Below are 22,607 nucleotides of genomic sequence, written 5' to 3' on the forward strand. Positions count from 1 at the left end.
TATTAGCGAATAGTTAATGTTTAAAGATTAATAAAAGCATCCTCAGCTTCGATGTCAGTAGACAGTAAATCATTGTCCGATAGCCACTGTCTAACCTTCTCCCAAGACGCTGGCGCTTGATATCCAAAATCTTGATCACCCGCATTCATTAGCGGTAGTAGAATCGCCAGGCTCTTCTCTTCAATTTGCTTATCGAGTGGAGAGGTCTCATCTTCGTGTGCAAGCAGCAAATTTAACGCTTTTTCCGGATTATCCTGCACAAATTGTTGTCCTTTTGTAATTGCATTTACAAACTTTTTGAAATAGGATTCAGAATTTTGTATTCCTTGATCGCTGGCGACAAGGACTAGCTCATAATAATCGGGGACTCCGTAATCCGTGGGATTGAACGAGTTCACGGGATGACCTTCTTTTTCCAAGATTAATTGTTCGTGGTTAATGAACCCTCCCATAATGGCATCCACTTGCCCCGTCGCAATCGCCGGAATAAGGTCAAAGCCTACGTCGATTAATTTGCTAGCCTTAGGGTCACCCCCATCGTTTTGGATCATCGTACGAATCATGGCTTCATAAAGAGGAATGGAAGAATACCCAATCTGTTTACCTGTGAGGTCTTTTGGACTATGAATGTCACTAGCCTGAGGTACCATTAAATGATTAAGCGGATGTCTCACAATCGCTGCAATCGAACGTACTGGAATGTTCTCACTGCGTGCCATGAGCACCTGAGGTTGATAACTAAGCGCTAAATCGATTTGATTCGCTGCTACAAGCTTCAGTGCGTCATTGCTGTCTGCGGGCATTTGGATCTCTACGTCCAGACCTTCCTCTTGGAAATAACCATTCTGCTCAGCAGCATATAAAAAAGAGTGAACGGCATTGGGATACCAATCGAGCATAATCGTCAGCTTGTGCGTTTGTTTAATTTCGTTATTAGATGAATTAGCAGGAGGACTACTTACATTGGATGCTTTTCCGCAGCTGGTGAAGATTAGGAGTGAACATATGAGAAATACGGGAATAAGCCATTTTCTTTGGAAATTCAAATCATTCATTGCTTAGATCCTCTTTTCTTTAAAAATAATGGTTCGAGCAGAGCTATCATCAGAAACAACACTACACCGAGCGCGGACAACAGAAATACAGCGGCGAACATTTCGGCACTTTGCATATTTCCGGCCATCCTTCGGCTAAAGTAACCGAGTCCTTTGCTTCCTCCAAGCCATTCGCCGATGGTTGCTCCAATCACGCAGTACACAATGGATAGCTTTAGTCCTGAGAAAAAAGAGGGCAGCGCCAGCGGGATTTGGGTTTTAGCAAGCAGTTGCCAGCGGTTTGCGCCAAATGTTAACAATAAGTCTTTGTAGGCTTGACCACTTGTACGAAGTCCGTCATATGTACTCACAACGACTGGAAAAAAAGCAGTTAGAAACACAACAGCCACTTTGCTCCACAGCGTATACCCGAACCACATAATAAAAATGGGGGATAGCGCGATTAACGGGATCGTCTGACTGATAATAAGGAACGGATAGATGGCCTTTTCAAGGGGGCGAAATAAGAACATTCCGGTGCCCAGCAGTGAACCACAGATAACCGAGAGAACAAAACCTACCAATATTTCCTGCAGTGTCGCCATAAAATGCGGTCTGAGTAATTGCCTGTGTTCGATCAATGCGATACCTATTGAAGAAGGTGCAGGTAGGATAAAGGCTGGAATCAAGTGAAGACGAACAGCTGATTCCCAGATCACAAGAATGAACAATAGCAGTAGAATGAAGGGGCCGTAATTGTTTAAATATTTTTTAAAAGGTATAGGATGCATACAGTCTCCGCTCCAACTTTTCCCGTAACGCTATAAACCGGGGTTCATAGTTCATCTTGTAATATCTTGGCCTCGGTAAATCAACGACGATCTCCTGTAATTCACTATGCATGCCTCCAGACAATAAATAAATCCGATCGCTTAGTAACAGCGCTTCCTCTAGATCATGGGTGATGAGCATCACTGTTTGATCCAGCTCATCCCAAAGCTCCAACAGCCAACGGTGTATCTCACGTTTGGTCATAGCGTCGAGCGCTCCAAATGGCTCATCTAACAGCATAAGACCGGCCCCGCCGCCAGCTACAAGCGTTCGAAGAAATGCGACTCGCTGTTTCATGCCACCCGATAGCTCATGGGGATAAGCCCTCTCTACATCGGCCAAACCGAAGCGTGACAGCATTTCCCGAATGTGAGAGATCGTCTGTTGTTTACTAAACCTTGGTTTAATCTCCCAGGGCAAAAGACAGTTGTCGAGCACGGTTCTCCAAGGAAGCAGCAAATCCTGCTGAGGCATGTATGCGATCTGACCTAAGCGAGTAGAGGATGACGAGTTCGAATGAATTATTATTTTCCCATGAGTGGGTTCGAGCAAGCCTGCTATAGTTTTGAAAAGCGTACTTTTTCCGCATCCGCTAACCCCAATGACAGAAACAAACTCACCTTGCCTGATATCCATGGATAGATCTGCGAATACAGGGGGTTGTTCTGATTCCGGAAAGGAGTAGGTTAAGCCTTGAATGGATAGGATTGTCGTGATGATCGAACCTCCTAAAAAGTTTTGTGAGCGTTGGCTTCTTGGAAAGCATCGTACAAAATTTGCTTCGGAAGCCTACGCTTAAGTTTTGTGATTGATTGTAAACAAATAAAGACCCATTCATTTCCGGTGGGAAATAAATGGGTCAAAAAGTTCATTCAGCATAGGAACACTAAAAATGCATGGGATGAAAATTCTGCTCCACTTCCCTCCGCTGGTATGATCCAGATCAGGTTCCAAGGGTCCGGAGCTTGAAGCTCCGTCTCAGTCGGCCGACTCCCCTAGTGAAATAACAGGTCCATATTTAATTTGTTTATAAATATACCATATCTTTCTGAGATGTAAAGAGAGGATCTTGTGAAGGATTATTCTAAGAATGGGTAATATAAGGGTAGAGATTTACCTAATATTACAATTCCGATGTATATAATCGGAAAAAACCATTGACGGTAAACAGCAGCCAGTGTAGTATACAATTTACCGGATGAATTCCGGGTAAAGAGAGGGGAATTAATAATGAAAAAACTAAGTTTAACTATTCTATTGGCGTTAACCGTGGTGTTTGTAGCGGCCTGCGGCAATAATTCGAATACCGATACTTCTAATAATTCTTCAGCTGGAACGAATGGTGGAAATACAGCCACTGAGCAAAACAGCCTGGAAGCTGTTAAAGCTAGCGGCAAATTGCGTATAGGAACAGAAGGGACGTATGCTCCCTTTACTTATCATGACGCTTCGGGAAAACTGACCGGCTTTGACGTAGAAATTGCTGAGGAAGTAGCGAAGCGCCTCGGTGTTGAACCAGAATTTTTTGAGACACAGTGGGACGGTATTTTTGCTGGGATGGATGCCAAGCGTTTTGATGTTATTTTTAACGAAGTATCCATTAATGAAGATCGTAAAGTGAAATATGATTTCTCTGAACCGTATATCGTATCTAAAGCGGTATTGATAGTGAGTGAAAACAATGAGGATATCAAAACATTTGCAGATCTTAAGGGTAAAAAAGCCGGACAATCTCTAACCAGTAACCTGTCCGATATCGCCCGTGAGAACGGTGCTGAAATCGTTGCTACAGACGGGTTCAATCAAGCGATGGACCTATTGACCTCAGGCCGTATTGATGCGACTGTAAATGATGGTTTGTCTTATCTGGACCTGAAAAAGCAAAAGCCTGATGTGAAAATAAAAGTGGTAGATGAGATTCCTGACGGTTCGCAAAGCGCAGCTGTTTTCTTAAAAGGCAACGATGAGTTGGTAAAAGTAGTGAGTGATGCAATAGTTGAAATGAAGAGCGATGGCACATACTTAAAGATTTCTGAGAAATACTTTGGTGCTGACGTTTCAAAATAATACAAGGTTTCAGAAGCTAACTAGCTTGGAACCAAAAAAGGATGTCTAAAAATGGATGACCGCAAAATACAAATTTTCTTAGATTCACTGCTACCCCTGCTAAAAGCTGGGGTGGCTTTTACCATTCCTTTGGCATTGATATCATTTGCACTTGGACTGATCTTAGCGATATTGACTGCATTAGCTCGTCTCTCCCCGTGGGTACTTCCGAAGCTGATCGCTCGCTTTTATGTATGGGTCATTCGTGGAACCCCTTTGTTGGTGCAACTGTTTATTATTTTCTATGGTTTGCCGGCAGTTGGAATCGTGCTAGACCCTTTCATAGCCGCAACCATTGGATTTACGCTTAGTGTAGGGGCTTATTCATCAGAAATTATACGTGCTGCTATCCTGTCTATACATAAAGGTCAGTGGGAAGCGGCCTTCTCCGTTGGGATGACTCGTACCCAGGCACTGCGCCGCGTTATACTGCCACAAGCTGCCCGTGTTTCTGTACCGCCGTTATCGAATTCCTTTATTAGCTTGGTCAAAGACACTTCACTGGCAGCGACCATTACCTATACGGAGATGTTCAGAACAGCACAGCAGGTTGCTTCCACCTCCTATGAGCCACTGCTGATCTATTGCGAAGCAGGATTGTTCTATTTACTATTCTGCTCAGTGTTATCAGCACTGCAAAATTACTTGGAGAAACGACTGAGTCGTTACTCTGCGAGCTAAAGGGGGAGACAATTATGATTGAAATACTTAATTTGCATAAATCCTTCGGTGAGCTGCAGGTATTAAAGGGCATTGATCTCGAAATGGAACATGGCAAGGTACTGGTCATTATTGGCCCATCGGGTTCAGGCAAAACAACGCTTTTACGCTGCTTTAATCTGCTTGAAGTCCCTGATCAAGGAAGCCTATCGCTCAGTGATATTAAAATTAATTTCACGGATAACAAGAAAATCCCCCAGAAGTCCATTTTGGCATTACGCCAAAAAACAGGGATGGTCTTTCAGTCCTATAATCTTTTTCCGCATATGACTGCACTAGGCAACGTGATGGAAGGGCAGGTGACGGTCCAGAAACGATCCAAGGACGAAGCACGCGAACGTGCCCTTCAGTTGTTAACTAAAGTTGGCTTGGCGGACAAAGCGGATGCTTATCCGCACCAACTGTCTGGTGGCCAGCAGCAACGGGTAGCTATCGCTCGTGCCATGGCAGTAGATCCAGAGGTGCTGTTGTTCGATGAGCCTACCTCTGCGCTTGATCCTGAGTTGGTGGGGGAAGTGCTTAAGGTTATTAAACAGTTAGCGGCAGAGGGAATGACTATGGTGATAGTGACCCATGAGATGAAATTTGCTGCGGATGTGGCTGACCGGATCATTCTGATGGATGGAGGCCATATTCTAGAGCAAGGGACTCCGCAAGAAGTTCTTGAGCATCCGCAGCATCCTCGTGCTCTACAATTTCTGAACAGAATTAGTGGAGAAGAAGTATAGAAGAAGATCAAGACGCAAAAAAGCAGTTCAGGACTATACCTGGGCTGCTTTTTCTTGTTTAACATTTAATGTTAGTGGTGCGTCGGTTCTAGGTTAGGATTTAATACCAGTCTTCAGAAATTCCAAAGCATTATAGAGCATAATCGCAGCTTCGGCGCGAGTGATTTCACTTTTCGGATTAAACTTCCCATTAGCGTCTAAACTATTGATCTTGTATTTAAGCGAACGTTGAATACTGCCTTGATAAGAGGGGTTAAGCGCAGCATCGTCAGCGATATCTACGGGCACTATATTGATCATCGGCAGATTCCCAATGCCTTCGACCCCTTGCACTAGATAATTGGTGAACTCTTCTTTGGTCATTGTTTTGGTTGGATCAATGTCCTTAGGAAGCTCGACATGATTGTAATACGCATTGATAAAGGCTTCAGCGTACCAAGCTTTATCCTTGACTTTCGTGAACAAGCCGCTAGCAACGGGAGCTTTGTTGAAATCAATAGCCGCGAGACTAAGCTGGAGTCCACCCGAAATGAACTGGATCCCTTGTGCTGTTGTTACTTTGGAGCTGGGCAAGAATTGGGATTCACTAACCCCTTTGATCAAGCCTTGATTTTTTAAAGAAATAATTTTTTCTTTGCCGTTTATATTATCAATATCCTTAAAGGTATTTCCGGCTGCAAATATTTGGCCACCCAAAGAGAAGGAGAGAATCGTAACGGTTGTAATCGCGGCTAACGTTCTTTTTTTCATATTCATGGTTATTTCACCTCGTTGTATGGATAGGCCTCGTGGCCGCTATCACAAACTTAAACGCAGAAAAATATGGAAAGGTTGCGGTCAAACCTATAATATTTCACGAAAAAGTAGATTTTGGCAGAAAAATAGGCAGGAATGGATGAAAGAACTTTGGATAAGAGAGCTGAAATGTTATAATGATGTCAGGCTCTATTCATTCGTGATTATTTTTGATATGATTATATCGTAAAGATTACTATTTACGTTTAATGTTTTGATGCATAAATGGGTGCGTCTCAGTGGATACGGATGTTAAATCATTCCGGGAAGGTAGGAGATTAAATGGATCAAATTTCAAATATCAGTCAGCTTTTTGCGGCGCAAAAATATAAATTAACGCCCCAGCGTGAGGCCATAGTGAACATATTGCTCGACAATGAGAAAGATCATCTCAGCGTAGAAGAAGTATATATGCTTGTCAAGAACAGTTATCCGCATTTAGGGCTGGCAACGGTATACCGTACACTTGAGCTCTTATGCGAGCTTCACATTGTAGAAAAGATGAACTTCGGAGATGGAGTCGCTCGTTACGATCTGCGCGGGAATGATCATTCTCACATGCATCATCATTTGATATGCAGCGTGTGCGGCAGGTTGGAGGAAATTAAGGATGACTGGCTAGTGGAGCTGGAGAAAAGAGTGGAACGTGAATACGGCTTTAACGTCACGGATCACCGCCTAGATTTCAAGGGTACTTATGACACATGTAAACGAACAGGCTGCAAAAAAGAAAAAGCAAACAAAGCGGTCTCATAATCCCGCTTTCTAATTAAAAGAAGAAGCTGTCTCAGAAGTAGTAAGTACTACTTAGGGGGCAGCTTCTTTTTCGGAAAAGAATTAGGGAAAAACTCCCTCTAAATAACTGATAATTGCCCGATACGAATGGAAATGGGGAAATCCTCCCTATAAATCGGACAAATATCTATATTTCACAACAAATCAGTGGAATTATAGGGAGGATTTCCCTAATTAGTAGTCAATTACGCAGAAATCTCTGGATTATAGGGAGATATTCCTTAATTTGCACGCAAAGCAGCGCTTCTTAAAAACCAGAGAAGCGCTACAATGCCTTTTAAACTGTTAAAGGAAATCCTACTTACGGGAAATTCTATGTCATTCTTCTTAGCTTCGAGTGGGCACGAAGGATTTAATCCACGTTCCGAAGCTCCCAGGGTTACGGCTCTGAACGAGGATTACACCTTCTCCGCGGAATCGGCAGACAAGCGCTTCACCACTGGTTAAACTGTTCAGCCAACCCGAGGCTGCTTTTTCTACCTTATAGTCCATATAATCTGGCCAAGCGACGAGATGTCCATTGTCGATAATCATCTCTTCACCAGGTGCTAAATTAATGGCATGGATCGCTCCGAAGGAGGACAGGAATACTGTTCCTCTGCCGCTGATTTCTACAATGAAGAAGCCTTCACCAGAGAAAAGTCCGCGTGTTAAATTTTGCATTTTGGTATTTACTTGAATGCCTTCCGTACCGGCTAAGAATCCGTCCTTTTGAACTAACAGCTTATAGGATCCATCTAATTCGATAGCTTGGATATCACCCAATGATCCAGGAGACAGTAGGACCTCACTTTGACCACGGATAGCTCTGAGTTCCTGGAAGAAGAACTTTTCACCGCTCAGCATTCTTCCCAGACCGCGCATTACGCCTCCATCAGCCGTTCCTTTTAACTCTACGTTAGGAGACATGGCAACCATTGCGCCCATCTCAGCTTTAACGCTTTCGCCGGGGTCCAAATATACCTTTAACATTGCAAAAGCACCCTCGTACAAAACATCGTATTTCATCACTAAAAACCTCCGAATCTATTTAGATAAGTAAGAAAACTAGCAGTGATCTCATTGTAACGGAATTCTGGCTGCGCTCATAGTCTGTATTATGTTAAACTGTAGTTGTCTAATAGTTCATCTATGAATAGGAGAGTGGTGCCACATGGCACGAACCAAGACTCAAAAAGCCTTGTTAAAGGCAGAGCGCTCAGGAACCTGGTGCGCAGCTCAAAGTCGCAGATCCAATGGGGATTATAGCGCCATTTCACAGCATGTACGGTTAACGCCGAGCAAACAACAGCAATTGAATAAGAACAAACACAAGGAGCGGATCTTCCAAGATGATGCTCCTTTTCATTTGGCGATTTGAAAATAATGCGTCACTAAGAATATACTGATGAAAGACATTATGGATTGGAGATATATAACTGATGAAACAAAATAAATACGACGATACGAATTTCTTCTCAGCCTATAAACAAATGCCTCGTTCCATTGGTGGGCTTGAAGCAGCTGGAGAATGGCATGTATTACAACCTCTGATCCCAGACTTACATAATAAAAGTGTTCTTGATTTAGGCTGCGGATTTGGCTGGCATTGTCTATATGCACGCGAGCAGCAGGCAAGCTCAGTCGTTGGCGTAGATATCTCTGAAAAAATGCTTCAAGAAGCGCGTGAAAAAACAGACGATCCAGCTATTTCTTATATCCAGATGCCGATTGAAGATATTGAATTTGCGAGCGAACAATTTGATGTGGTCATCAGTTCATTGGTCTTGCATTATGTAAAGTCTTTTGAAGCTATTTGTCGCAAGGTTCATACTTACCTTAAGCCAGGCGGCAGCTTTATATTTTCAGTGGAGCATCCCATCTTTACTTCTCGAAATGAACAGGATTGGTATGTGGATGACCAAGGCAATCGTCTTCATTGGCCTGTAGATCATTATCAGTCTGAGGGGTTGCGTGAAACGACCTTCTTAACAGAAAATGTGATTAAATATCATCGTACAATCTCAACCTACTTCAATGACTTGATTGGAGCCGGGTTTGCTATCAAAGCAGTTAAGGAGCCTAAGCCTTCTGATGAAATGAGCAATGATTCGTGGATGAAGGACGAGGATCGCAGGCCGATGTTCCTGATTATTTCAGCTGAAAAAGAATAATCATCTCATTAACATGAGTATTGTTTGAATATAGAAGCGAGGGTTATCCTCGTAGTAGTTTATCTACTACAGGGATAGCCCTATTTTTGTTGATGCAATTCACCTCTATATTATACTTGAGTTCTGCTGTGTACACGGTACTGTCTAGGGGACATGCCGAAACGACTTCGGAATACACGGTGAAAATAAGTATAGTTCGCGAAACCGCAGGTTTCTGCTACTTGCTCCAGCGGCATCGGGCTGAAGGTGATTCGTTCTCTTGCCATCTCTAGCCGGACATCATTTACATATTTGATAATACTGGTCCCGAAGGCCTCCTTAAATAAATGAACGGCACGGGAGACGGAAATATCTACATGTGCGGCAACATCCTCCAACAGAAAAGGTAAGGTTGCATGCTCCTCAACATATTGCTTCATTCGGTAAGCTAGATAGCCTTTAGGCGTAATCGCTGGCTGATCTGTAATGAGTCTGTCGATTTCCATACACAGGATTTGCAGATAACAGGCAGATATCGCTGGTGAGAAATCGGAAAGACGTCTGTGCTCAAGAATCAGCTGACGAAATAAGCCGAGGAAATTCTCACTCAGTGGCACACTTAAGAGTGAGGGTCTCTGAGCACGTTCCCACCATTCAACAATCCAAGTTCCTTCACAAAAAATATGATAATCTCCGCTTTCAATCCGCGGCTTACCTACAGGATACTCTTCCTTATCAATGATTAAATAGTAAGGATCATTAGGAGCAAACAGCATGATATCGCCGCTCTCCACTGGAGTCATCACACCGTCGATCATTGCTCGGCTTCGGCCCTCTGTTTGCAGACGAATTAAATAGTTCTGATTTCCATGGCTATGTGACATATGAAAAGGTTTGCGGTGAAAGGAAAATCCAGCAGATAAAACGTGACAGGTAGTTGATTGATTCATGTGTCCTCCTTGATGTCTAGAAATGATAATCAGATTGTTCATGTTTTAATCATATTATTCATTTTATTATATACGCTTTCATATTACTATGTACCTAAGCAATAAAGAAAGAAATCGACCATCCACGCTATACGGAGTCGATATTAGCTATGCAAACAAGGATGGCAGTTGAAGGAAACTAATGGGAATCAGATTAGTCAATTCTGCAACAGCATTATTGTTCAAGTGATTGCTGCTGTTGATCTCTTTGGGGACGAGCAGTAGAAAGAAGTTTAAATGAATTAGTAAGCTAACCCTAAACCCATTGGAGTGATTAGAAAATGCTGAAGATAGGTCTGCAATTGTACACGCTTAGAGAAGAATTGGAACAGGATTTTGAAGGAACACTGCGTAAGGTAGCAGCCCTTGGATATAAAGGCGTAGAGTTTTTTCACTATTTCGGCCGCACTGCAGCAGAAGTCAAACAATTGCTAAATGAGCTTGGACTGGTTGCGCTCGGCGCACATCGTCCATATGACGCATTGCTGAATGATACAGAAGCAGAGATCTCTTACAATCTTGAGATTGGAAATCCAAATTTGATTGTTCCTTATTTGTCAGAAGAACAACGTAACTATGTAGAGGTTGCCGCGAATCTGAAGGTTATTGGAGAAAAGTGCAAAGCGGGCGGAGCAGTTCTTCTGTATCACAATCATGATTTCGAGTTAACAGATAAATATGGTGATAGTGACCGTACTGCTTTTGATGGATTGTTTGAAGAGGTGCCGGCTGACCTGTTGCAAGTGGAAATGGATACTTGCTGGGTACATCATGCAGGCTATGATCCAGTTGAATATATCAATAAATACGCAGGTCGACTGCCGATCATCCATCTGAAGGATTTGAAGAAAAAAGAAGACGGATCTCCGGAAACTGTTGTACTAGGTGAAGGTGAAGTGAACCTTACTGCAATTTTAAATGCAGCTGTACAGGCAAATGTGGAGTGGGCGGTAGTAGAGCAGGATTTCTGCAGTCGTTCACCATTAGAAAGTGTAGAAGATAGTTTGAAATGGGTAAAAGCATACGCAAATCAAGGAGGAAAAGTTAATGTCTAATAAGTTGAGAATTGCTATTGTAGGTTGCGGTGGTATCGCAAATGGGAAACATATGCCAAGTTTGTCACGTCAGAAGGATGCTGAAATGGTAGCTTTCTGCGATATCATAGAAGAGCGTGCACAGAAAGCCGCTCAGACTTATGGCGCTGAAGGCGCTGCTGTTTATACAGATTACACTGAGCTTTTGAAAGCTGGCGGATTTGATATTGTTCATGTATGTACACCAAATGACAGTCACTCCGTGATTACTATTGCTGCATTGGAAGCAGGTAACCATGTAATGTGCGAGAAACCAATGGCTAAAACCACTGCCCAAGCACAAGAAATGTTGGATGCTGCGAAGCGTACGGGGATGAAGTTGTCTGTCGCTTACCAGAACCGTTATCGTTCGGATAGTGAATACCTTAAAGCACTCTGCGAAAACGGCGAACTAGGTGATATCTATTATGCAAAAGCAATTGCCCTTCGTCGTCGTGCGGTTCCTACTTGGGGCGTGTTCCTGGATGAAGAAAAGCAAGGCGGCGGCCCACTGATCGATATCGGTACGCATGCACTTGATCTTACTTTATGGATGATGGATAATTATAAACCACGCAGTGTTATGGGCTCGTCTTTCCATAAGCTGAGTAACCGAAAGAACGCTGGAAATGCTTTTGGTCCTTGGGATCCTGAGCAATTTAAGGTAGAAGATTCAGCTTTTGGATTTATTACCATGGAAAATGGTGCTACAATTGTACTTGAATCCAGCTGGGCACTAAATGTATCTGAGTATCGAGAAGCTCAGACGCTTCTTGCAGGTACAGAAGGTGGTGCAGATATGAAGGATGGTCTGCGCCTAAACGGTGACCGTGGTGGACGTCTGTATGAGACCAAAGTAGACTTGTCTGCTGGTGGAGTAGCGTTCTTTGATGGTGGACAGGAAAATGAATCTGATCGTGAAGCTCGCTTGTGGCTTGAGGCGGTTAGAGAAGACAAGGAACCTGTAGTTAAACCTGAGCAGGCCCTCGTTGTTACTCAAATCTTGGAAGCTATTTATGAATCTTCACGTACAGGTCGCGCTGTGTATTTTGACGGCACATCAGATAATTAATAGGGAAGTAGGAGTGGAAGTCATGAGCTCAAAGATACATTCCGTAGTCATCGTTGGCTTTGGTGGAATGGGAAGTTATCACGCGAAATTAATTAAGGAGACTAACTCCCTAGAAGTGGTAGGGACATACGACTTGCTTGAAGCACGTCGTGCGGACTCCATCAATGCTGGTTACAAGGTATATGAAAGTTATGAAGAAGTATTAGTAGATCCTGCAGTTGAGATTGTTCTTATTGCGACACCAAACGATGTACACAAAGAAATCGCTATACGTGCGCTACAAGCTGGCAAACATGTTATTTGTGAGAAGCCAGTCGCTATGTCCAAAGAAGAGCTTCAAGATATGCTGGATGCTGCGGATGCAGCAGGACGTGTGTTCATGGTACATCAGAACAGACGTTGGGATGAGGATTTCTTAACCATCAAAAAAATGTATGATCAAGAGACCATCGGTTCTTTGTTCCAGCTTGAATCTCGCGTACATGGAGCGAATGGTATTCCAGGAGACTGGCGCCATGTCAAGGCACAAGGTGGAGGAATGCTGCTAGATTGGGGCGTTCATTTATTAGATCAGCTCTTATTTATGATCGATAGCAAAGTCATCAGTGTGAGCAGCAGTCTGAGCTTTATTCTAGGCAATGATGTAGATGATGGCTTTGAAGCCATCCTGCAATTTGAGAATGGAATTAAAGCTATCGTTGAGGTTGGGACAACTAACTTTATTACGCTGCCTAGATGGTATGTGAAGGGTATTGAAGGAACGGGTATTATCGAAGATTGGTCTTTAACTGGACGTTTAGTAACCAGAAACAATGAAGGTGAAAAGATCGAACCTAAGCCTATACGTGCTGGTGTTGGATTAACCAAAACTATGGCGCCTCCTTCAGAAGGGGCTACGATTACAGAAGCTTTACCTCAACCTGCGGAGCTAGGTTCTAGCTTCTATGACAATTTCGCAGCCGTTATTGAGGGAACAGCAGAGCCAATCGTTAAGAATGCCGAAGTAATGCGTGTTCAGAATTTGATTGAAGCTATTTTTGAATCTGCTGAGAAGAACCAAGTAGTAAAAGACTTCGATATGTATGGTGAAGGTAAGTAAACTATTTGCAAAAGAGGTGACTTACAATGAAACTTGGAGTATTTATGGTCTTGTTTGGGGGTCGCAAGCTGGAGGATGCTCTTGATTATGTAGCGTCCAAAGGTCTAAAGGCGGTAGAGATTGGTACAGGAGGGAATCCTGGTAACAGCCATTGTGATCCTAAGATGCTTCTCGAGAATGAGACAGCATTGAAAGAATTCAAACATGCTGTGGAATCCCGTGGATTGACGATCAGTGCATTGAGCTGTCACGGAAATCCCCTACACCCACAAAAAGAGCTTGCCCAGAAGGATCATGAGGACTTTGTGAACTCGGTCAAATTGGCGCAGAAGCTAGGAGTTCCAGTCGTTAATACGTTCTCTGGCTGTCCAGGTGATCATGAGGGTGCCAAGTATCCGAACTGGCCGGTAGCTCCATGGCCAAATGATTATCAAGAAATTCTGGATTGGCAATGGGAAAATAAAGTGATTCCTTACTGGACTGAATGGGGAGCCTTTGCCGCAGAGCATGATGTGAAGGTTGGTCTTGAGCTGCACGGCGGATTCTCCGTTCACACACCTGCTACTCTACTGCGGTTGAGAGAAGCTGCAGGTGAAGTAATCGGAGCTAACCTTGATCCGAGTCATATGTGGTGGCAAGGAATTGATCCAGTGCAGGCAATTCATATTTTAGGCCGCCAAGGCGCAATTCATCATTTCCACGCTAAAGATACAGTTATTGATCCAGTCAATGTCAATATGCATGGCTTAACAGATATGCAATCCTATACCAAAATGCTTGACCGTGCATGGCAGTTCCGTTCGGTTGGCTTTGGACATGATCTTAAGACTTGGGCTGATATTATGAGTGCTCTTCGTTTGGTAGGATATGATTATGTGGTCAGTATTGAGCATGAAGATGGATTGATGTCTGTGGAAGAAGGCTTCTCCAAAGCTGTAAGTAACCTTCAACAAGTATTGATTGAGGAGCCACTAGCAGAAATGTGGTGGGTTTAGATTAAAGGGTGTAGATATAAGAAATGACGTGCGCAAGCACGTCATTTTTCCTGTATTAATAATCTGAATTTTAAACCATACAAATTGGAGGACGATCATGCAGCCGATAAAAATACAGAGAGAACACAAACTACAAATTACATCCAGCATTCAGGATTATTTTGAAACGGAGCTGTCTAGCGAAATTGGCCAATTAGCAAGTGAGAATCTTCTTGATTTTATGCTCAAAGAACTCTCACCTTATATTTATAATCAGGCACTGGCAGATGCCCGTAAAGTGATTGAGCAAAAGATGATTTCCATTGAAGAAGAATTGTATGCACTTGAGCAACCACTAACATCTGCTAGAAGATAGTCCGCAACATAATGTATTGTTTACCGCTGATTGGTAACCGTTACGTCTGGATCAGTCTCAGCTTCATAATCTACACCCTCAGTCTCAAATCCGAATAACTGGAAAAACTCCTGTTTGTAGCTTTCTAGATCTGTCAATTCATAGATATTGTCTGTCGTGAGTTTATCCCAGATTTGAGTCACTTGATCCTGTACATCCGGGGACATCTCCCAGTCATCGATTCGGATACGCCCTTCTTCGTCCACAGAAGTCCCTTCGATCGCATAAAGACGTTCTGCAAACAACCGATAGGTTTGCTCAATACAACCCTCATGAAGTCCTTTCTCTTTCATGACTTTGTATAGCGCAGAAGTGTACAGGGGGACGACAGGAATTGCTGAGCTAGACTGTGTGACCAGTCCTTTCGTAACTGCTACATAAGCTCGACCGTCTATACTAGATAGTTCATCGTTAAGAGTGTGTGCTGTTAATTCTAGATGATCTTTTGCGCGTCCAATCGTTCCCTTACGATATACAGACTGGGTAATCTCCGGCCCGATATATGAGAATGCGATGGTGGTGGCATGATCGGCCAAAGCTCCGGCTTGATGGAGAGCTTCAATCCAAAGCTGCCAATCGTCACCACCCATCACTCGAATGGTATCATCGATTTCTTTGTCTGTAGCAGGCTCAATAGAAATTTGACTAACTTCACCCGTATGAAAGTTTACGGTTTTATTCGTGTAGGTATCTCCTATAGGTTTAATTACGGAGTTATAAACTTCACCCGTCACAGGATCTGTTCGACGGGCAGAAGCAACGCTGTAGATGACTAGATCAACTTGTCCCAATTCACTGCGAATCAGCTGTATGGTTCTATCCTTAGTTTCTTTGGAGAAGGCATCACCGGTTACGCTGTAGGATTGAAGTCCAGCTTTCTCTGCAAGTTCCTCAAAGGCTGCTGAATTGTACCATCCAGCAGAGGCTGTACGGGCTCCATTGCTGCTGCTCTGGCGGTAGACGCCTACTGTGCTGGCTCCAGCCCCAAAGGCGGCTGTAATCCGTGAGGCGAGGCCATATCCTGTAGAGGCGCCAATGACAAGCACCTTGCGTGGTCCTTTGATCTCGGGTTGTGTCTGGATATATTCGATTTGCCGCTCTACTTGACGAGCGCAACCTTGCGGGTGTGCGGTAGTACAGATAAAGCCGCGTGTTCTAGGTTTAATAATCATGTTAATCGTTTCCTCTCTTTCATGAAAAGCAGGCTAATGAGACTCGTTTGTTCTAATTTTAACAATTTTCAATCAAATGGAGAAGGATTGTTTATCCTTTGATACTTATTTCATTATGGTGGTGAGATCTTGGAGAGCTTTACTAAAACAAAATTAACGACAGAGCAACAGAATGATTTGGTAGGTGCTACTTTTGGAAGCCATGTGAGCATTCAGCGAAGTACTGAACTGACAGGTGGTTATTTTAACGCAGCATATGACCTTTTATTATCAGATGGAAGAGACATGATTCTTAAGATAGCACCGTCAGCTGAAGCAGATACCCTTAGTTACGAGCATGATATTATGTCTGTAGAGGTTGCGGCGATGCGACTGATGAAGTCAAAAGGGACAGTACCTGTGCCTGAGGTATACGCTTATGATAACAGTAAAGAACTGATTTCAAGTGAGTTTTTTTTCATGGAGAAAATAGTTGGCCAGCCCTATAATGAAATTAAGGAAGCGCTAAGCTCGCAGCAGAGAATAAGTATTGAGGAAGAGTTAGGTCGTTATTCCCGTTTAATTAATGAAATTCCTGGTGAGCGTTTCGGATTATTTAGTGCGTCCACACCAGTAAAAGGAACTTCATGGCGGGAAACTTTTAAGCATTTGATAATGAATCTGCTTGAAGATGCACGTCGTTTAAAGGTAGAAATGCCCATTCCGTTAGAAACTGTTGAGGCAGAGATCAAAAGTCACTTACATGTTATGGACGCAGTCGTTGAGCCTCGTCTAATACATTGGGATTTATGGGATGGCAATGTGTTTGTGCGAGAGGGCCGCATTGTTGCATTGATTGATTGGGAACGGGCACTTTGGGGCGATCCACTTATGGAATATTATTTTCGCTATATTGAGAATTCAGAGCATTTCTGCAGAGGTTACGGGAATAGCTTCGACAGCCCAAACGAACATGCCCGTAAAAAACTCTACGACTTATATATCGACTTAATTTACTTCATCGAGTGTTATTCGCGTAAGTACGATAGCCAAGGTCACCTTGAGTGGGCGCATGATAATCTGCTTGAGGGCTGGAAGCGGTTCATGAATTAACACATTTTTGACACAACTACAACATGAAAGATAGGGAGATTGAGCAACAGTAGGGGAGAATTCTTATATTTGAACGGCTGAGTGTACATATTGATACCGTAAGTTTGCTGTAGCCGCTGTCGATACTACGTTTGTTTCATGATCATTTATGCACGAATAGCATTGCTTACTGAAGTACATGGCCATGTAACTTTTGCTTTGGTTGTATTATTCGTGTATATTTTGATAGTGGGCTTTAGAATCATGGTAGTATTCCTTCCATACCATTTATTGTATTTAGCAGCACCTAGTAGTTCTTCCTTATTCTCTATTTACGTATTTTAAAGAGGAGCTATCGCAACTATTGAGCACGCAATAATTAGATCTAGTACTAAAGTGTGAGGTTAGCCGTATTTTTTTCAGAAAAATCTTGACTAGAACCCTTAAAACTAGATAAAATAATACTTATTGCTTACAACATGCTGAGAATCATTATCATAATTGACGAGGAAATGAGAGGGTGACAAGATGGAGCGCCTTTTAGAGGTAAAAGACTTAGCGATATCATTCAAAACACACGGCGGAGAGGTACAAGCGATCCGTGGTGTTAGCTTCCATGTAGATAAAGGTGAAACTCTAGCGATTGTTGGGGAGTCAGGTTCGGGTAAAAGTGTAACCTCACAAGCGGTTATGAAGCTAGTTCCTACACCACCAGGAGAATATAAACGCGGACAGATTCTATTCGATGGACAAGATTTGATTGGCAAGACAGAGAAGCAGATGCAGAAGATCCGCGGTAAAGAGATCGGTATGATCTTCCAAGATCCGATGACCTCTCTGAACCCAATGATGAAGGTCGGCAGACAAATTACTGAAGTGCTGCTTAAACATGAGAACATCTCCAAGGCTGATGCGAATAAACGTGGGATTGAGCTTCTCAATCTTGTAGGTATTCCTTCTCCAGAACGTCGCTTCAATCAATATCCACATGAATTCAGTGGTGGTATGCGTCAACGTGTTGTTATTGCAATGGCACTTGCTGCGAACCCTAAGCTTCTGATTGCGGATGAGCCGACTACTGCGCTCGACGTAACCATCCAAGCACAAATCCTTGATTTGATGAAGGAATTGCAAAAGAAGATTGATACGGCTATTATTTTTATCACCCATGATCTCGGGGTTGTAGCAAGAATGGCAGATCGTGTAGCTGTAATGTATGCCGGACAAATTGTTGAAATGGGAACAGCGGAAGAGATCTTCTACGATCCAAGACACCCATACACTTGGGGCTTGCTAGCTTCCATGCCAAGTCTAGAGAGCAAAGGATCTTTGCTAACAGCAATTCCTGGTACTCCTCCAGATTTGATCAAACCGCCTAAGGGCGATGCTTTCGCACTACGTAGCACTTACGCTATGCAAATCGATATGGAGAAAGAGCCCCCAATGTATAAGGTTTCGGATACCCATATGGTGAAGTCTTGGCTAATGCATCCGATGGCTCCTCAGGTGGAACCGCCGGCAGTTGTTAAGAACAGACAACGTGTGCTTAAGAATGCTTATCCAGAGCCAGTTTTGGTACAAGAAGGCGCTAATTAAACAGATTATTTTACGAAAAATATAAAAGGAAACGTCAGGCCATTTCGATGGCTTGGCGTTTTTTTTATGTGTATGAATGTTCACTATTATTTAAATAAATATGAATTAATACGAACTTAATTAAATAAAAGGATTGACTATTGTTCGTTTTCGTTTCAAAATGAAAAGGCATACATAGGGGGTATAACGATGAGAAAAGCAATTATGACTACAATGATCAGCGTTTCATTATTAGCAGTAACCACGTGCAATGACAATTCAGCTAGTTCCAGCAACACAAATAACGTAGCTGACTCTGCGGAGCCTGTATTCAAAAATGTATCTGTACATGATCCGTCGATCATTATGGCTGATAACAAATACTATGTGTTTGGCTCTCATTTAGCATCTGCTAAATCAAATGATCTGATGTCTTGGACTCAGCTGTCCTCTGGGGTGGTAGAAGGAAACGTTCTCATTCCTAATGTCAAAGAGGAGTTTGCTGAAGCATTAAAATGGGCACAGACGGATACCTTATGGGCACCCGATGTTATCCAATTGGCGGATGGCAAATTCTATATGTATTACAATGCTTGTAAAGGGGATTCCCCGCTGTCTGCACTCGGCATAGCTGTGTCGGACAATATTGAGGGACCTTATAAGAATAAAGGAATCATTCTGAAGTCAGGTATGATGGGCAAGGGTGATGATGGAGAAATATATGATGCCACTCAAAAGCCGAATGTAGTAGATCCGGATGTGTTCTTTGATAAAGAAGGGAAGCTGTGGATGGTCTATGGCTCTTACTCCGGTGGTATTTTTATTATGGAACTAGATGCGAATACAGGCTTCCCGCTGCCAGATCAAGGTTATGGCAAAAAGCTTTTGGGTGCGAATCATGCTCGGATAGAAGCTCCATATATGCTGTACAGTCCGGAAACGGATTACTACTATCTCTTCCTATCCTACGGTGGTCTGGCTGCAGACGGTGGATATAACATCCGTGTAGCTCGTTCAAAGGCGCCTGATGGACCTTTCGAAGATTCTGAGGGTCAAGATATGATTAATGCACAAGGATCGCCATCCGTATTGTTCGATGATCCAGCATATGCTCCTTATGGAGTGAAGCTAATGGGGAATTTCGAATTCTTGAATACAGATGACGAGCTGCCAGTGAGTGGAGAAGGATATGTATCACCAGGTCATAACTCAGCGTTTTATGATGAAGAGAATGGCAAGTATTATCTGATCTTCCATACACGGTTCCCGAATCGTGGAGAAAAGCATGAGGTAAGAGTTCATCAGATGTTTATGAACAGTGAGGGCTGGCCGGTTGTAGCCCCGCACCGCTATGGCGGAGAGAGCATAGAGAAATACACAAAAGAGCAAATTTCAGGCGAATATAAATATGTAAACCATAACAAAGACATTACGGCTGATATCGTGCAGTCGGAGCTGATTGAATTCACTAAGAGCGGTAAGATTAAAGGAGCAGTAAAAGGGAAATGGAAGCTTATTGATGATCATACTGCTGAGCTTACCATTGACGGTTCTACTTATAATGGGGTGTTCCTGAAAGAGTGGAATGAAGCAACAGCTAGTAACGTTATGACGTTTACTGCGGTTTCCAAGGAAGGTATCTCTATCTGGGGGAGCCACGTATCAACGATGGAATAACAGATTTTTTTGAAATTGGCAGTAGAAACGGGGTACCAATTAGTCCTAAGAATGACTAAGTCGGAACCCCGTTTTATGGATGATTGGTCAATCTTCAAACTTTCGAATCACAATGACAGCATTATGCCCACCGAAACCAAAGGAGTTAGACATGCCTATAGTAAGATCAGATTTTCGCGCAATGTTCGGGACATAATCTAAATCACAGATGGAATCTTTGACCTCCTGATTAATGGTAGGTGGGATGATTCCTTCTTGAATGCTCTTAATTAGGGCAATAGCTTCTAGGCCACCGGCCGCCCCTAAGGCGTGTCCAGTCATGGACTTATTAGCGGTTACGGGAATCTGGTAGGCTTGATCACCGAATAACTTCTTTATCGCAAGGGTCTCAGAGCGGTCACCTACTACTGTACTCGTGGCATGAGCACTAATTACATCCACCTCTTCGGGCTGGAGATTAGCTTCATTCATGGCCAGCTTCATCGCTTGATAAGCACCAATTCCTTCTGGATGGGTGGCGACCATATGATAGGCATCAGAGCTGGCACCATAACCGATAACCTCTCCGTGAATCTTGGCGTTTCTACGCTGCGCATGAGAAAGTGACTCCAAAATAACTATTCCGCCACCTTCACCGATAACAAATCCGTCACGTTCCCCGTCAAAAGGCCGACTCGCCTTAATCGGCTCCTCATTTCGAGTGGATAAGGAGGTGGCATTGCCGAAACTGGCTAAAGAGATTTCAGTAATGGCTGCTTCTGATCCACCAGCAATTACGATGTCGGCACCTCCATAACGGATCAACCGGAAGGCTTCACCGATTGCCGTATTTCCAATAGAGCAGGCAGTTACTGGAGACATTGTAGGACCTAAAGCTCCTAATTTAATGCTGATCATCGCCGCAGCCATATTAGAGATCATCATGGGAATTAAAGTGGGGCTGACCCGATCTGGTCCGCGGCCCTTTAGCACATTCCCTTGTTCCATCAAGGTTTGAATTCCACCAACGCCTGATCCTACATAAACCCCGAGACGTTCCTTGTCAATCTTATCAAGCTGTAGACCGGAATGTGTCCAGGCATCTTCAGCGGCTGCCAGAGCGAACTGACTAAATCTATCCATTCTGCGTGCTTCTTTACGGCCAAATCTGGCCTCCGCATCGAAATCATGCACGACTCCCGCGATCTTTGTCTTAAAGTTAGAGGTATCAAATGAAGTGATTGGGGAAATCCCCGACTCACCAGAAACTAGACGATCCCAGAATTGTTCTATTGTATTTCCAAGGGGCGAGATTAAGCCCATACCTGTAATAACTACGCGTTCCATAATGAACCTCCTCAAGAAGTGTATATAGGTATTTTTCCACTTATTTTATCCTATTACAAGTTATCGTTTATCATAGTATAATTTGTACTATACTAAAGAATGTAACAGAGAGGAGAGGAAGCGTATGGCTAATCAGACGAGGTTGCAGGCATTATCAGATTTCTTAAAAGCACGCCGTGCTGCGATCTCACCCAGCTCTGTTGGACTGCCAGAAGGCACACGCAGGAGAACGCCTGGACTTCGCAGGGAAGAGGTTGCACAGTTAGCGGGGGTAAGCAGTACCTGGTATACGTGGCTAGAACAGGGCAGGGATATTAAAGTATCTTCGTCTGTTCTGGACTGTATTGCGACTGCCCTAAAGCTAACTAATGATGAGCGGAAATATCTTTTTGCACTAGCACTAGAGACTGGAACAGGGAACGTTCTATTTCAGCAAGAGGAATCCTCAGTAATTAGTCCTTCTCTACAGAAAATTTTACAGGAGCTTAAGACTTGTCCTACGATTATTTCAGACCGACGTTGCGGGATTGTAGGTTGGAATGAGGCTGCAGCACATGTGTTTCTAGATTTCTCTAAGCTGCCCATCGAGGAGAGAAACATGATTCGTTTGTTATTTGTTCGTAAGGAGTTCAGACGTTTAGCTGTAAATTGGGAACAATTCGTAAGTGGTTATCTATCCATCTTCAGAGCGTATTACGGACAATATGTAGAGGATCGTTGGTACGATGAATTCATAGAGGAATTAAAGGGACTGCATCCAGCGTTTAATGAAATGTGGGAACAAAGTCGTGTAAGTTCTGCTCCAGATGTGCTATTGGAATTCAGACATGCCAAAGCAGGGAAAATGTTATTTCATTTAACCTCACTACAGGTTCAAGGCAGCACAGATTTACGTTGTAGTATTTATACACCTGCCGCAGATTCAAATACTGAAATCAAACTGAAGCAGCTTATGGAGCAGCATAAAGAATGACTTAGGTAGAAGTTCATAAAAAAGCATCTCTAGCTGAATTATCAACTAGA

General features: G+C 43.2%; 23 protein-coding genes and 1 riboswitch. Of the genes, 15 read left to right on the plus strand and 8 right to left on the minus strand.

All coding sequences use genetic code 11. From position 1 onward, the window contains the following. Positions 1 to 20: 20 nt before the first annotated feature. The 3 genes from MKY19_RS12240 to MKY19_RS12250 are packed head-to-tail and all read right to left on the minus strand — an operon-like array spanning position 21 to position 2,501. The gene (locus tag MKY19_RS12240; protein ID WP_339803078.1) at positions 21 to 1,055 is read right to left on the minus strand and encodes an ABC transporter substrate-binding protein; all 1,035 of its coding nucleotides are present in this window, start codon (positions 1,053 to 1,055) and stop codon (positions 21 to 23) included. Beyond that, positions 1,052 to 1,825, minus strand: a complete 774-nt coding sequence (locus MKY19_RS12245; RefSeq protein WP_339803081.1) for an ABC transporter permease — start codon at positions 1,823 to 1,825, stop codon at positions 1,052 to 1,054. Before MKY19_RS12245 ends, MKY19_RS12240 begins: the two co-directional genes overlap by 4 nt. Then, entirely contained in the window at positions 1,806 to 2,501 is a 696-nt protein-coding gene (locus MKY19_RS12250; RefSeq protein WP_339803084.1) for an ABC transporter ATP-binding protein, read from the minus strand. Before MKY19_RS12250 ends, MKY19_RS12245 begins: the two co-directional genes overlap by 20 nt. Positions 2,502 to 2,768: 267 nt before the next feature. Continuing rightward, positions 2,769 to 2,872: riboswitch (TPP riboswitch) on the minus strand. Positions 2,873 to 3,095: 223 nt separating this feature from the next. Here MKY19_RS12250 and MKY19_RS12255 point away from each other — a divergent pair. From MKY19_RS12255 to MKY19_RS12265, 3 genes are read left to right on the plus strand one after another with little or no spacing between them, the layout of a single operon-like run. Continuing rightward, positions 3,096 to 3,932 carry an amino acid ABC transporter substrate-binding protein gene (locus MKY19_RS12255; protein ID WP_339803087.1) on the plus strand — a complete coding sequence of 279 codons (837 nt, stop codon included), beginning with the start codon at positions 3,096 to 3,098 and terminating at the stop codon, positions 3,930 to 3,932. A 51-nt stretch (positions 3,933 to 3,983) separates the two neighbouring features. Further along, positions 3,984 to 4,652, plus strand: a complete 669-nt coding sequence (locus MKY19_RS12260) for an amino acid ABC transporter permease (RefSeq protein WP_042187519.1) — start codon at positions 3,984 to 3,986, stop codon at positions 4,650 to 4,652. A 14-nt stretch (positions 4,653 to 4,666) separates the two neighbouring features. Further along, positions 4,667 to 5,419, plus strand: a complete 753-nt coding sequence (locus tag MKY19_RS12265) for an amino acid ABC transporter ATP-binding protein (protein WP_042187521.1) — start codon at positions 4,667 to 4,669, stop codon at positions 5,417 to 5,419. 93 nt (positions 5,420 to 5,512) lie between these two features. Here the strand turns inward: MKY19_RS12265 and MKY19_RS12270 are convergent, their stop codons facing one another. Next, on the minus strand, positions 5,513 to 6,175 hold the full coding sequence (locus MKY19_RS12270) for an S-layer homology domain-containing protein (RefSeq protein ID WP_042187523.1): 663 nt from the start codon (positions 6,173 to 6,175) through the stop codon (positions 5,513 to 5,515). 321 nt (positions 6,176 to 6,496) lie between these two features. On the opposite strand from MKY19_RS12270, the gene MKY19_RS12275 reads away from it, so the two are divergent. Continuing rightward, on the plus strand, positions 6,497 to 6,970 hold the full coding sequence (locus MKY19_RS12275; protein ID WP_042187525.1) for a transcriptional repressor: 474 nt from the start codon (positions 6,497 to 6,499) through the stop codon (positions 6,968 to 6,970). A 366-nt stretch (positions 6,971 to 7,336) separates the two neighbouring features. Here the strand turns inward: MKY19_RS12275 and MKY19_RS12280 are convergent, their stop codons facing one another. Beyond that, on the minus strand, positions 7,337 to 8,017 hold the full coding sequence (locus MKY19_RS12280; RefSeq protein WP_042187527.1) for a TIGR00266 family protein: 681 nt from the start codon (positions 8,015 to 8,017) through the stop codon (positions 7,337 to 7,339). Between the two features lie 145 nt (positions 8,018 to 8,162). On the opposite strand from MKY19_RS12280, the gene MKY19_RS12285 reads away from it, so the two are divergent. Continuing rightward, a complete protein-coding gene (locus MKY19_RS12285; protein WP_339270743.1) occupies positions 8,163 to 8,369 on the plus strand; it encodes a hypothetical protein in 207 nt (68 codons plus the stop codon). A gap of 61 nt (positions 8,370 to 8,430) precedes the next feature. After that, positions 8,431 to 9,162 (plus strand): class I SAM-dependent methyltransferase, encoded by a 732-nt coding sequence (locus tag MKY19_RS12290; protein ID WP_339803091.1) that lies wholly within the window; start codon positions 8,431 to 8,433, stop codon positions 9,160 to 9,162. A 110-nt stretch (positions 9,163 to 9,272) separates the two neighbouring features. Here the strand turns inward: MKY19_RS12290 and MKY19_RS12295 are convergent, their stop codons facing one another. After that, a complete protein-coding gene (locus MKY19_RS12295; RefSeq protein ID WP_042187534.1) occupies positions 9,273 to 10,091 on the minus strand; it encodes an AraC family transcriptional regulator in 819 nt (272 codons plus the stop codon). Positions 10,092 to 10,411: 320 nt separating this feature from the next. Here MKY19_RS12295 and MKY19_RS12300 point away from each other — a divergent pair, with 320 nt between their 5' ends. The 5 genes from MKY19_RS12300 to MKY19_RS12320 all read left to right on the plus strand — a co-directional run bounded on the left by MKY19_RS12300 (position 10,412) and on the right by MKY19_RS12320 (position 14,724). Beyond that, on the plus strand, positions 10,412 to 11,185 hold the full coding sequence (locus tag MKY19_RS12300; RefSeq protein ID WP_042187536.1) for a sugar phosphate isomerase/epimerase: 774 nt from the start codon (positions 10,412 to 10,414) through the stop codon (positions 11,183 to 11,185). After that, positions 11,178 to 12,275: a Gfo/Idh/MocA family oxidoreductase gene (locus MKY19_RS12305; RefSeq protein WP_042187538.1), complete on the plus strand. Its 1,098-nt coding sequence runs from the start codon at positions 11,178 to 11,180 to the stop codon at positions 12,273 to 12,275. Before MKY19_RS12300 ends, MKY19_RS12305 begins: the two co-directional genes overlap by 8 nt. Before the next feature lie 22 nt (positions 12,276 to 12,297). Then, the gene (locus MKY19_RS12310) at positions 12,298 to 13,374 is read left to right on the plus strand and encodes a Gfo/Idh/MocA family oxidoreductase (protein ID WP_339803096.1); all 1,077 of its coding nucleotides are present in this window, start codon (positions 12,298 to 12,300) and stop codon (positions 13,372 to 13,374) included. Positions 13,375 to 13,400: 26 nt separating this feature from the next. Further along, positions 13,401 to 14,369 carry a sugar phosphate isomerase/epimerase gene (locus MKY19_RS12315; protein WP_042187542.1) on the plus strand — a complete coding sequence of 323 codons (969 nt, stop codon included), beginning with the start codon at positions 13,401 to 13,403 and terminating at the stop codon, positions 14,367 to 14,369. A 97-nt stretch (positions 14,370 to 14,466) separates the two neighbouring features. Then, entirely contained in the window at positions 14,467 to 14,724 is a 258-nt protein-coding gene (locus tag MKY19_RS12320) for a DUF2164 domain-containing protein (RefSeq protein ID WP_042187544.1), read from the plus strand. A gap of 20 nt (positions 14,725 to 14,744) precedes the next feature. On the opposite strand, the gene fabV is transcribed toward MKY19_RS12320, so the two are convergent. Further along, entirely contained in the window at positions 14,745 to 15,935 is a 1,191-nt protein-coding gene (gene fabV, locus MKY19_RS12325) for an enoyl-ACP reductase FabV (RefSeq protein WP_042187546.1), read from the minus strand. A gap of 129 nt (positions 15,936 to 16,064) precedes the next feature. Between fabV and MKY19_RS12330 the strand changes: the two genes are divergently transcribed. From MKY19_RS12330 to MKY19_RS12340, 3 genes are all read left to right on the plus strand, one after another. Then, positions 16,065 to 17,027 (plus strand): aminoglycoside phosphotransferase family protein, encoded by a 963-nt coding sequence (locus tag MKY19_RS12330; protein ID WP_339803099.1) that lies wholly within the window; start codon positions 16,065 to 16,067, stop codon positions 17,025 to 17,027. 507 nt (positions 17,028 to 17,534) lie between these two features. Then, positions 17,535 to 18,602, plus strand: coding sequence for an ABC transporter ATP-binding protein (locus MKY19_RS12335; RefSeq protein ID WP_076282847.1), 1,068 nt, complete (start codon positions 17,535 to 17,537; stop codon positions 18,600 to 18,602). Between the two features lie 189 nt (positions 18,603 to 18,791). Next, positions 18,792 to 20,258 carry a glycoside hydrolase family 43 protein gene (locus MKY19_RS12340; RefSeq protein WP_339803102.1) on the plus strand — a complete coding sequence of 489 codons (1,467 nt, stop codon included), beginning with the start codon at positions 18,792 to 18,794 and terminating at the stop codon, positions 20,256 to 20,258. An 87-nt stretch (positions 20,259 to 20,345) separates the two neighbouring features. Here MKY19_RS12340 and fabF read toward each other — a convergent pair whose 3' ends face one another. Further along, the gene (gene fabF, locus MKY19_RS12345; protein ID WP_339247561.1) at positions 20,346 to 21,584 is read right to left on the minus strand and encodes a beta-ketoacyl-ACP synthase II; all 1,239 of its coding nucleotides are present in this window, start codon (positions 21,582 to 21,584) and stop codon (positions 20,346 to 20,348) included. A gap of 124 nt (positions 21,585 to 21,708) precedes the next feature. Between fabF and MKY19_RS12350 the strand changes: the two genes are divergently transcribed. Further along, on the plus strand, positions 21,709 to 22,557 hold the full coding sequence (locus MKY19_RS12350) for a helix-turn-helix transcriptional regulator (RefSeq protein WP_339803105.1): 849 nt from the start codon (positions 21,709 to 21,711) through the stop codon (positions 22,555 to 22,557). Positions 22,558 to 22,607: the final 50 nt, after the last annotated feature.

Source organism: Paenibacillus sp. FSL R5-0744 (assembly GCF_037972555.1).
GTDB lineage: Bacteria > Bacillota > Bacilli > Paenibacillales > Paenibacillaceae > Paenibacillus_AQ.